This window comes from Klebsiella huaxiensis (genome assembly GCF_003261575.2).
Classification (GTDB): Bacteria; Pseudomonadota; Gammaproteobacteria; order Enterobacterales; family Enterobacteriaceae; genus Klebsiella; species Klebsiella huaxiensis.
On record NZ_CP036175.1, the window covers coordinates 5,342,513 to 5,354,192 of the forward strand.

Annotated in this window: 6 protein-coding genes; 3 read left to right on the plus strand and 3 right to left on the minus strand. The window is 49.7% G+C overall.

The genetic code is table 11. The features are described from left to right. Positions 1–203: 203 nt before the first annotated feature. Genes DA718_RS25515 through DA718_RS25525 form a run of 3 tightly spaced genes read right to left on the minus strand, consistent with a single transcriptional unit; the run spans position 204 to position 6,134 of the window. Complete coding sequence (locus DA718_RS25515) at positions 204–2,801, minus strand: DEAD/DEAH box helicase (RefSeq protein ID WP_224397200.1); 2,598 nt, start codon at positions 2,799–2,801, stop codon at positions 204–206. A gap of 40 nt (positions 2,802–2,841) precedes the next feature. Then, a complete protein-coding gene (locus DA718_RS25520; protein WP_040216476.1) occupies positions 2,842–4,749 on the minus strand; it encodes a phospholipase D-like domain-containing protein in 1,908 nt (635 codons plus the stop codon). Next, complete coding sequence (locus DA718_RS25525) at positions 4,746–6,134, minus strand: hypothetical protein (protein ID WP_040216474.1); 1,389 nt, start codon at positions 6,132–6,134, stop codon at positions 4,746–4,748. Before DA718_RS25525 ends, DA718_RS25520 begins: the two co-directional genes overlap by 4 nt. Positions 6,135–6,783: 649 nt before the next feature. Here DA718_RS25525 and brxA point away from each other — a divergent pair. Genes brxA through brxC form a run of 3 tightly spaced genes read left to right on the plus strand, consistent with a single transcriptional unit; the run spans position 6,784 to position 11,638 of the window. Then, positions 6,784–7,386: a BREX-1 system protein BrxA gene (gene brxA / locus DA718_RS25530; protein ID WP_089046459.1), complete on the plus strand. Its 603-nt coding sequence runs from the start codon at positions 6,784–6,786 to the stop codon at positions 7,384–7,386. After that, the gene (brxB, locus tag DA718_RS25535) at positions 7,383–7,985 is read left to right on the plus strand and encodes a BREX-1 system protein BrxB (RefSeq protein ID WP_014837242.1); all 603 of its coding nucleotides are present in this window, start codon (positions 7,383–7,385) and stop codon (positions 7,983–7,985) included. Before brxA ends, brxB begins: the two co-directional genes overlap by 4 nt. 11 nt (positions 7,986–7,996) lie before the next feature. Then, positions 7,997–11,638 (plus strand): BREX system P-loop protein BrxC, encoded by a 3,642-nt coding sequence (gene brxC, locus DA718_RS25540; protein WP_014837241.1) that lies wholly within the window; start codon positions 7,997–7,999, stop codon positions 11,636–11,638. Positions 11,639–11,680: the final 42 nt, after the last annotated feature.

Below are 11,680 nucleotides of genomic sequence, written 5' to 3' on the forward strand. Positions count from 1 at the left end.
AAAATTGAAACCCATCTGGCTAGCACACAAAACACTCGATATGCGTCAGAGTATCGATACCCTGACGCAATACATTATAAGGTGTACCAGCTTCAGCAGTTTGCGCCAGTCAGTAGTGATTCCAGTATTCCGAAAATATTCCGCCATGGCTAATGTCTCTGTTAGAGAGGCGAGGTTTATTTCCCAGAGAATTAATAACGCCACTACTGGTGACCAAACTTTGCCGGGTAAGGATCTTCAACTTCGCGATCCCTGACAGGCTTCCGTAGCCACCGACGCCAGCCCGATGTACTCTCTTTCGTATCAATTTCTCGATTGAAACTCTGCGTTTCACAGTTATCCAGTTTTTCCTCCACGACGTACTTATGGTGAATGAATGAAGCCAGTTGATCCTGATCGAATGAGCTTGCGAGATAAGGATAATTAATAACCATCTCGGCATTACTGCTCTCTTTAAGCAGCATATTCACGCGGCCAAAGAGGCGATCGACGCGACCATTCCTCTGCTCATTATCGCCGGGAGTCCAGGCAATGCCGTAATGATGGACTTTATGGCATTGCAGATGCAGATTTACGCCTTCCTGCATCACCGAAGTCGCCACAAGCACATCCGGGAAGAATGGCGAGTTAAATCCGCGTATAAGCCGCTCACGGTTGTGAGACTCGCCGCTGGCGTACCATGCCGGACTGTTCAGGCTGCTGAGTTCGCGCCAGGCGTAAAGGCTATTATCAAGCGGCTGGCCAACAATCTTCTCACACAGCGTTTCAAATGTTTGGATGGCTGCCGAGAAATAACGCAGTATCAGCGAATCCTTGAATTTCGGCGTCACCCATTCAATAAATTGCAGATAGCGCTGCTGGGCATCGCCGCGCTGGGATACACGGTTAAATTCAGTAAACCAACAGTAAAGTTCGACCATCACCGGGCTGGCAAACAGGTAGCCAATGCGCAGATAGTTGGCAAGGTTCTCGACTATCGCCATGCCGTTCGGCTGCGCTTTCCATGTCCTGATCTGATGTTGATGCTGCTCAGGAAGTAAATCGAACATAATTCCCCAGGCCGTAGGCATCGGGTGGGCATAGTTTGAAACATTCTCCACCAGCATTTCCTGACGAATATCCCTCGCGGCATCACTGTAGCTATCACGCATCCGCTCTCCGGACTCTCTGCGATAATACTGTGTATAAGTTGCCGAAATACCATCGCGGGCAGGTTCCAGAAACAGCGATAACAAACTCTCCGGACGGCGAAAGCGCAGGCTGACGTTACTGCAGTCCGTGCGCCGCAGTATGCCACTCGTTTTGGTCACGAAAAGCGCCGCGATCCTGCTGGAAAGCTTTGCTTCATTTTCTTCGCTATCATCGTCCAGTAAGCACGTCTCTGCAGGCTCATCTGTATCCTGAGAATTGATAGTCTTTTCCGATATAAGGTTTTCATACTCTTCCCGGGACCAGCGCGTACTGCGCCACTTCTCCAACGCCTCCGGCGGCAGTTGCCAAAGCCGAATCAATCGCTCAGCCATCATCTCATCATAGCGAGCATTAATACGCTGAGTTATCTCGCGCACCGACGGGATACGGCGGACAAAGACCAGATGCTTGCGACTATATAGTGCCTGAGATGCAAAGGGATCGTCGGACATACACTCATTGACCAGTACATCGTATTTGGGATGATCCGGAAAACGGTGGTAAACATCATGAAACTGCCGCGTCAGCCCGGTTAACAGAGACGAATCCAGCGCCCGGCTAAAATCAGTTTGAGTATGTTCATTATCATGTTCATCCTGCTCATTTTCAATATTGCCAGTGGATTCAAAACCCTCCAGGTATCCATACATCATCCTCTTGTCGCCGCTGCCTTTGTTCTCTTTATCCAGTTCTTCAACCAGTTTTTTTTGATAAAAAGCAAAAAACAGCTCTGCTTCAGCGCTACCAGAAAAGCTGGCGGCAATTGCCTGCTCCCGACGATATGCATATTTACTGTAATGCTGATTATCGCTCCCGCACATCTTCCGCAATCGACGGATGGCGAAATTCTCCATCAAAGAACGTACATCATCCATGTCATACTTCAGCGTAATATCTGTGAAGTAACTTAATATATCGTATATATTCCGTGCCGCAGAATGATTTGGCGTTGCGGTCAGAAGCAGTGCATTTCGGGCCAGCCGGTCTTTCCCTTCCCCAAAGAAAGTACGTGCCGCAGCAGCTCGCTGGCTGTCATTACGGTTGCGGAAATAGTGGGCTTCGTCGATGATAATTAAATCAAAACCCGTACCACCGAGAGCGTCTTTTATTTCCTGCCGATATATCTCCCCATACTTCTCAGCGACAAAAAATGCATTGTCTTTTTCATCCTTCGGTACCAGTCCGCTCAACGAATAGATAGTGGTCAGAAAGAAATAGTGTGACTTTTCTTTAACAGCTGCGCTCAGTTCTTTCAGCCGACCATGAAACTGCGGCGCGTATTTTTCCTTTCCCTTATAAGAAGTAAAGGGGTTATCTTTCATTCTAAGATGCTTATGAATAAAGGTAGTGAACTCTGTTTTCCAGTTGTTACACAGTGTCGAGTTTGGGGCCATGACCAGAATGCGTGCATCAGGCTTCTCCTGCCACATTAGCAGCATCACTGCTATTGCCTGATAGGTCTTTCCCATACCCACTTCATCGGCAAGCAGCGCTACCCGCTGATCAGCAAGCAAATTCCACAGGCCCGCTACGCCTTCAGCCTGCTTTGCCGCCATGCTGGTGCTGCACGTTTCGTAGCGCCATAAGGGGTCGGCTACATCAAAGTTCATCTTTTCTGAGACACAATGAGGCGTAACAGGCTGAGGTTGTTTAGTTATCATATCCACACTCTTTACGGATGATATCCAGATAACGCTGGGTACTTTTTTTCCCCTTCAGAGGTGGGGGAGAAACGCCCAGTGAGCTCCACTGATGCGCGGAAATATCTGCGGCGCTCGATGCATTTTCTTTATTGATATCATCAAATCTCGCCTGTGCCAGAGCAACCATGCTATTGACCTCATGTGTCAGAAACCAGTTGAACACTGACTCGGGATCCTTTTCAACTCGCGCTTTGACCATTTCTGCCAGTTCCAGCAGACAACCGGGTTCGCTGAACAGGCTACGGTGTAGTTGTTCTCTATTATCCATGGCTGATAACGCTTTACTGCGTAGCTGCATTGCCTGAAACAGCCGGAAGTAGCTGGTAGCTTCCGGGTTTAGGAACCCTGTCTCGTCGCTCTCCTCGCTGAATAAATCATCATGACCTGCCACGCTGCGGAGTATCAGATTATCGCTTTGCTCAGGTTCGGAGGAATTCATATAACTGTCGAGAATATCGTCCAGTGATTTAAAGCGCAGGGCGCGGCGATATTCTGAGCCCGTTTCAACAATAGTGCCAGTCCAGTCCGCTTCACCGGTTTTACGCAGCGTGTAGAAAGGGCTATCCAGCAGTGCTGCGCTTTGCTCGACATTTATCAGCAAAGGAGATGCCAGCGTACCGTCAGCTGTGTTCCACGTAAGTCTGACCGGTGTTTTGATCCCGGGCAGAAGCAGCCGGTGCCCCTCCTTCGGCTTGCCGAGAAACCACTTTCCGGTAAGCCTGTATTCGCAGCGCTGCCAGTCAAAAATAACCGTTAAGTCGAAAGGCGGGAGACTGCCCGGCACCAGGGCTTCCTCTTCCAGCAATTCTTCACTGGCAAAATCCCCCTCATTCACGGCCCACACCTTCGAGCACAATGTGGTCCGTTTGCTGACGGGATGTACGATCCCGGCTTCAACATTTCTCCCCTTTACCTTCAGGCTACTGCAGCCCGGTCCGGTGAAGTTCCAGGAGCCTATCGCCAGGTGACGGCCCGTAGAACTCTCTCCCAGCCACAGCTTGGCGTGCGTCATCATTAATCGCGGATCACGTTCGGCGGGAGGTTTAAACAACGTCAATCGCTGTACCGTAATTAGCGCCTGCAGCTCCTCTCCCCAGCGTGTACGAATGAATTGCCCTGCAGCAAGATCAGGCACCAGCTCAACGCGCAGATAAGGCCCAGCCAACTTTGCTATCAGAGCAGGCAAGTTATCGGCAAGATAAGGAGACCAGACGCTGAGCTTTGTCAGTTCACCATTCGCGATTAGCGCATCCATCAGCGTGAGCTCGCTGAGGCTGTGAATAAACGACCACTTTAGATCGTCACCATAGAGTATGTCACCATCTGCAGGCAATATGTCTTGGTTAGGCTCCTCATCAAGTCCCATGAAAAACTGTTTTATCTGCTGATACTGCGCATTGCTGGAAACCGTCCGAAAGTCCACGGCCTCCTGATTCCGCCCCCAGCCGCTGAGCGTAAGATTCGCGCTTCCGGCTCCGAGGACAATTTTCTTGTTCTTATCTTCAAGGTAAAACACCTTGGGATGAAACAGGCTGTGCTCCCCGTCCAGATATAATGCTTCATCCGCAGCAAGCTTACGCACCGATACGGGATAAACTGCAATTGAGGTTCTTTTAGGTTTATCCAGGGCGATCATTCGCGGATCGCAATAAACGCGAAAATCAATATTGCTTTCATTTAATGCCCGCTGTAGCCCTTCATAGTCCATTCGGCCTACAGGCGGGTCTATATCCAGGACTGCCGGAAGAATCCGGCTTTCGACAAACGCGATATCGAGATTAAAGGTCGTGAGCCAGACTCGCTTCAGCGGCCCCATCTGCGCTATTTGCTCTTTAAACGCATCAAGGAGCTTCACACTTCACCTCCCCATAATCCATTCAGTAAATGACGAAATTGCGGTATGTAATAATGGTTTACCCAATCGCTACTTTTACGTTCCAGATCAATAGCTACAGGTGGAGTCTGCAGCGAGATGATATTGCCTTCAAACATAATCCATGGAAACTGCCCACGGGCTTCCATCAGTCCACGGTGATACGCCAGCAGCCCACGCACCTGCGCCTCCAGAGACGGCCCACTGGCTAGCGCAAGCAGTTGCCGAAAGCGTCTGTTGGGTGTACCGGAAAGCGACGCTACCAGCTCATTGTTTCGCTCAAGCCTCATCGACAGTTGAGGTAAACTCTGAGTCGTCAGTCCTTTCCGCTGCCAGAATAGCGCGAAGTCGTCGAGGCTCTGCTGGCTCTGCCGCCTTAGTCCTGTGAACATCAGGTCAATTAAAGACAGAAACGGTTCTGCCTCAATAATGTATCCCAGCGTTTGCCGCTCGCATTCTTCCATTTCCATCGTTGCATCGGCATTCTTCCAGGCTTCAAGAAAAACACTCGAAATCGGCAAAAGTGATTGCTCAGGGTATTTTCGTTCTCGCTCCAGTACCCGATAAATGGCACCTGCACCATTTTTATTGAGCCCGGTTCTGGCGAGCCAGAATGCCTGCGAGTAGTTGCCCACATGTTTAGGGTTGCGAAATACGCTGGCGTAGAGAGTTTTAAGACTGTCGGGAATTTTACTGAAGAAGGGCGTCAGGGCATCCTTGCTTGCTTCACACATCAGCGACTTAAGATAGGTCAGTACATCAGCATGCAGTTGGTGTAACTCGGGGACCTGGCGAATAAAGGCTTCAGCGGCCTCCCATACAGGCTTACTATCCGGCAGATCATAGTCGTAGGTCGTCGTGAAAAAACGCATACTGATCATTGGCGATTTATAGCGGCCGTTAGTACCGAGCGCAAGCTGGTTTGTCAGCAGTTCACTTTCCTTCTGATGGCCAAAAGTGAGCTGAGGGTTCTTATCTGAGGTATGCCATTTTGCCCTGGCCTTATTAATCCCCTGCACCCCCGCAAGCGTTACGTCGCCCTGTTCCGCCCCCAGCATCGAATAAATATAAATATTCTCCAGGTGGATAAGGCTTGCCGCGATAAACTCTTTGAGCTGCTTTTTGGGATAGCGTATTTTCATCGCGCCAGCGGTTTGCACAGCATCATCCAGCATTATTTTTCGGATGACGCTGTGGTGCAGCAGGTTGAGCGTATACTGCCTGACATCATTGGCAATAGAAGTGATGCGTCCGTGAAACAAGTCCTGTCCCCAGGATGACCAGATAACCAGTTGGCCCAAAGGGTCGATATTCATCTCGCCGGTCAGCGACTCATCATATTCAGTTAAAAATTTATCAATGTACATTGTACTGAATTCGTTGGAGAAACTACGAGTAAGAATAGCATGACGCGTGGCGGGAGCCCTCTATCAAGGTCAATGTTTATCAGTTTATAACATCCCGTTAAGATACCTGCGGATCAGAAATGGACATAAACACTCGCCCTCATAGTAAAGTACACCGGCATTAGTTCTTCCCTCGGAAGCGAGGAACAATGATCACAACACCACTGACAGTCCCCTATGAACGTGCTCGGAATTAGCATTCTCGCCGCGGATCTCGGCATTGGTTAAAGATGCTTGTCACTCTTGCGAGCCCCTTCCAAGCCTGACTCTAACCTACTGATTTTACGTTAAGGGAGTCCGCCGCCTTTGTAGGTTCGCAGTATAATCTCTATTTATTCAACAACACCATCCATTACTACAAGGTCGACCAAAACCATATTGCAACGGTGAACTGTCCCCGAATGATATGGACAGATGAATGATAAAATAGTGTTCTGATTAACTTGACCAGAACAAGCACCACCATGCAGGTGAGATTTAAGTGCTCCTTATTAGAGCCCTCCCCTCTCACAAATTGCCTTTTCTCATGGCATCCGGTCCCTTCCCCCATTACAATCATTGTTTGTTTTTTTGCGAGCAGCATAGCAGTTTTCAGAGGGTAGAAATGACGGTGAAAAACGACAAAGCATGGATTGGAGACCTGCTAGGCGGGCCGCTGATGAGCAGGGAAAGTCGAATCATCGCTGAGCTCATGCTTACCAATCCCGATGAACAGACCTGGCAAGAGCAGATCGTCGGTCATAACATTCTCCAAGCTTCCTCTGCCAATACAGCAAAGCGCTATGCCACAACGATAAGACTACGCCTGAATACGCTTGATAAAGCGGCGTGGTCACTTATTGCGGAAGGGAGCGAGCGCGAGCGTCAGCAATTGCTGTTTGTCGCTTTGACCCTCCATTCACCGGTTGTTAAAGACTTCCTGGCTGAAGTGGTAAACGACCTGCGTAGACAGTTTAAAGAAAAGCTCCCTATGGATAGCTGGGATGAGTTTGTGACCAGCCATCTTCGTCAGCAGCCTGTACTCACCAGTTACTCAGATTCATCCATCAAGAAAATGGGTAACAACCTGATCAAGGCACTGGCTGAAGCGGGCTATCTGGATACACCGCGTCGACGTAATCTACAGTCAGTCTTTCTTTTACCAGAAACTCAGGCAACCTTGCAGCGCCTTGGACAACAAGAACTGGTTTCTATTCTGGAGGGGCAACGGTGATCGATCCCGTGCTTGAATACCGCCTGTCACAAGTTCAGAGCCGCATTAGCGAAGAACGCTTCCTCAAAAATAACGGCTCCGGTAATGAGATTGGGTTCTGGATTTTTGATTATCCCGCTCAGAATGAGCTGCAGGTACGTGAACACCTGAAGTATCTTTTCCGTAATCTGGAAAAGGACCACAAGTTCGCGCACCTCAACATATTTCAGATCATTATCGATATGCTCACTGAACGTGGTTTGTTTGAGCGTGTCTGTCAGCAGGAAGTGAAGGTTGGTACCGAAGCGCTGAAAAAACAGCTCGTTGGCTTGTTAAACCAGAAAAAGATCGCAGATTACATAGCAAAAAAAGTCGATCTTCAGAATCAAGAATTTGTCATTCTGACGGGCATGGGTAATGCCTGGCCGCTGGTTCGTGGCCATGAGCTGATGAGCGCCTTACAGGACGTGATGGGTTTTACCCCCCTGCTGATGTTTTATCCGGGAACCTATAGCGGACACGATCTCTCCCCCCTGGCGGGTATTGATTCCCGAAATTATTATCGCGCCTTCAGACTGGTGCCTGAAAGTGGGCCAGCGGCGACATTGAATCCTCGTTAAAGAGCACAGCAATGAATATTGAACAGATCTTTGAAAAACGTCTGGACCGAAATATTAATGGCGTTGTGAAAGCCGAACAGACGGACGATGCCAGTGCCTGGATTGAGCTGGATGAATACGTCATCACCCGGGAACTGGAAGGACATCTGCGCCACTTCTTTGAATCTTATGTTCCGGCAACCGGTCCGGAGCGCATACGCATGGAAAACAAAATCGGCGTATGGGTGTCAGGGTTCTTTGGCTCAGGTAAATCACACTTTATCAAGATTCTGTCGTATTTGTTGTCTAACCGCAAAGTCAGCCATAACGGTACAGAACGTCATGCCTACGCCTTCTTTGAAGACAAAATCAAAGATGCTCTGTTCCTCGCTGATATCAACAAAGCGGTCCATCATCCGACGGAAGTGATTCTGTTCAATATTGATTCTCGCGCTAACGTCGATGACAAAGAAGACGCCATCCTTAAAGTCTTCCTGAAGGTATTTAATGAGCGGGTGGGCTACTGTGCTGATTTTCCACACATTGCCCATCTGGAGCGTGAGCTGGCTAAACGCGGTCAATACGAAGCGTTTAAGACCGCATTCTCCACTATCACTGAGTCAAGCTGGGAAAAAGAGCGCGATTCCTACTATTTCATCAGCGATGAAATGGCAGAAGCCCTAAGCCAGGCCACAGGTCAAAGCGTTGACGCCTCGCGTCAATGGGTGGAACAGCTGGATAAGAACTTCCCATTAGATATCAATAATTTTTGCCAGTGGGTCAAAGAGTGGCTGGATGAAAACGGTAAAAACATCCTCTTCATGGTGGATGAGGTTGGCCAGTTCATCGGTAAAAATACGCAGATGATGTTGAAGCTACAGACTATCACTGAAAACCTGGGTGTGATCTGCGGTGGACGCGCATGGGTTATTGTTACCTCCCAGGCAGACATCAATGCGGCCATTGGTGGGATGAGCAGCCGTGATGGACAAGACTTCTCTAAAATTCAGGGCCGTTTCTCGACTCGCCTGCAGCTTTCAAGCTCCAACACCTCCGAAGTTATCCAAAAACGTCTGTTGGTGAAAACTGATGCCGCAAAACCGGCGCTGGCTAAAGTCTGGCTGGAAAAAGGCGACATCCTACGCAACCAGCTTGCTTTTGATCCCACCACAACGGCTTCTTTACGCACCTACACCTGTGAAGAAGAATTTATTGATAACTACCCGTTTGTCCCGTGGCACTACCAGATTCTGCAGAAGGTTTTTGAGTCTATCCGGACCAAAGGTGCCGCCGGTAAACAGTTAGCTATGGGTGAACGTTCGCAGCTGGAAGCCTTCCAGACTGCGGCTAAGCAAATCGCACAGCAAGGGTTAGATTCTCTGGTTCCCTTCTGGCGTTTCTATGCTGCAATTGAGAGCTTCCTGGAACCGGCAGTGAGTCGCACCATTACCCAGGCCTGTCAGAACGGTATCCTGGACGAGTTCGATGGTAACTTGCTGAAAACGCTGTTCCTGATCCGCTATGTCGATTTACTGAAAAGCACGCCCGAGAACCTGGTTACCCTTTCTATCGACAAAATTGATGCCGATAAAGTCGAGCTGCGCCATCGTGTTGAAAAAAGCCTGAATACGCTCGAACGCTTAATGTTGATCGCACGCGTTGAAGATAAATACGTATTCCTGACCAATGAAGAAAAAGAGATCGAGAATGAGATCCGCAACGTCGAGGTCGACTTCTCCGCGATCAACAAGAAACTGGCATCGATCATCTTTGATGACATTCTGAAAAACCGGAAGTATCGCTATCCGGCGAATAAGCAGGACTTCGACATCAGCCGCTTCCTGAACGGGCACCCGCTGGACGGCGCAATGCTTAACGATCTGGTGGTGAAGATCCTCACGCCAAAAGATCCGAGCTATACGTTCTATAACAGCGATGCAGCCTGTCGTCCTTATACTTCAGAAGGTGATGGCTGTATTTTGATTCGCCTGCCTGATGAGGGGCGCACCTGGACCGATATCGATTTAGTTGTCCAGACCGAGAAATTCCTCAGAGACAACGCCGGACAGCGCCCGGAACAAGCCAGCCTGCTTTCAGAAAAAGCCCGCGAAAACAGCGTTCGCGAGAAAATGCTCCGCGTACAGCTGGAGTCGCTTATTGCCGAAGCGGACGTCTGGGCGATTGGCGAGCGCTTACCGAAGAAATCCTCGACGCCATCCAGCATGGTGGATGAAGCCTGCCGCTATGTGATTGAAAACACGTTTGCCAAGCTAAAAATGCTGCGTCCGTTCAACGGCGATATCGCACGTGAAATCCATGCACTGCTTACGGTAGAGAATGATGCAGAGCTGGATCTGGGCGAGCTGGAGGAATCCAATCCCGACGCAATGCGGGAAGTGGAAACCTGGGTCAGCATGAACATCGAGTTCAATAAGCCTGTCTATTTACGCGATATCCTCAACCACTTCGCCCGTCGTCCTTATGGATGGCCTGAAGAAGAAGTGAAGCTGCTGGTTGCTCGCCTGGCACGCAAAGGGAAATTCAGCTTTAGCCAGCAGAATAACAATATCGAGCGTAAGCAGGTTTGGGAGCTGTTCAATAACAGCCGTCGCCACAGCGAGCTACGTCTGCACAAAATTCGTCGTCACGACGAATCACAAATTCGCAAAGCCGCCCAAACCATGGCGGAGATTGCCCAACAACCGTTTAGCGAACGTGAAGAACCCGCACTGGTCGAACATATCCGTCAGGTCTTCGACGACTGGAAGCAAGAGCTGAATGTCTTCAGAGCGAAAGCGGAAGGTGGAAACAATCCAGGCAAAAATGAGATTGAGTCAGGTCTGCGCCTGCTGAATTCCATTTTGAATGAAAAAGAAGATTTTGCCCTGATTGAGAAGGTCACCAGCCAGGCCAATGAACTGCTGGATTTCAGTGAAGATCGTGAAGATTTGGTCGATTTCTACCGCAAGCAGTTTGCCACCTGGCAAAAACTGGGTGCTGCACTGAATGGCAGTTTTAAATCCAACCGCAGCGCGCTGGAAAAAGACGCCGTGGCGGTAAAAGCGCTGGGTGAACTGGAAAGCATCTGGCAGATGCCGGAGCCTTACAAGCATCTCAATCGCATCACGCCGCTGATTGAACAGGTTCAGAACGTTAACCATCAGTTAGTTGAACAGCACCGCCAGCGCGCCCTGGAACGAATTGACGCCCGCATCGAAGAGAGTCGTCAACGTTTGCAGGAAGCGCATGCCACATCGGAGCTGCAAAACAGCGTTCTGCTGCCGATGCAAAAAGCCAGAAAGCGCGCTGAGGTCAGCCATTCGATTCCGGAAATTCTGGCGGAACAGCAAGAGACGAAAGCGCTACAAACGGATGCAGAAAAGAAGATTAACCAGTGGATCGACGAGCTGCGTAAAAAGCAGGAAGCCCAGCTACGAGCAGCGAATGAAGCCACACGCGCTGCAGAATCACAACAGACCTATGTTGTGGCAGAAAAACCCGTAATCCAACCGGTACCGAAAAAAACGCATCTGGTCAATGTCGCCAGCGAGATGCGCAAAGCCACCGGTGGTGAAGTGCTGGAAACCGCCGAGCAGGTGGAAAAAGCGCTTGATACGCTTCGCGCTGCGCTGCTGGCAGCCATTGAGGCAGGTGACCGGATTCGTCTTCAGTAACCCCCATTTCAGGGCAGCGCTCTGCTGCCCTTTTCAGGATTT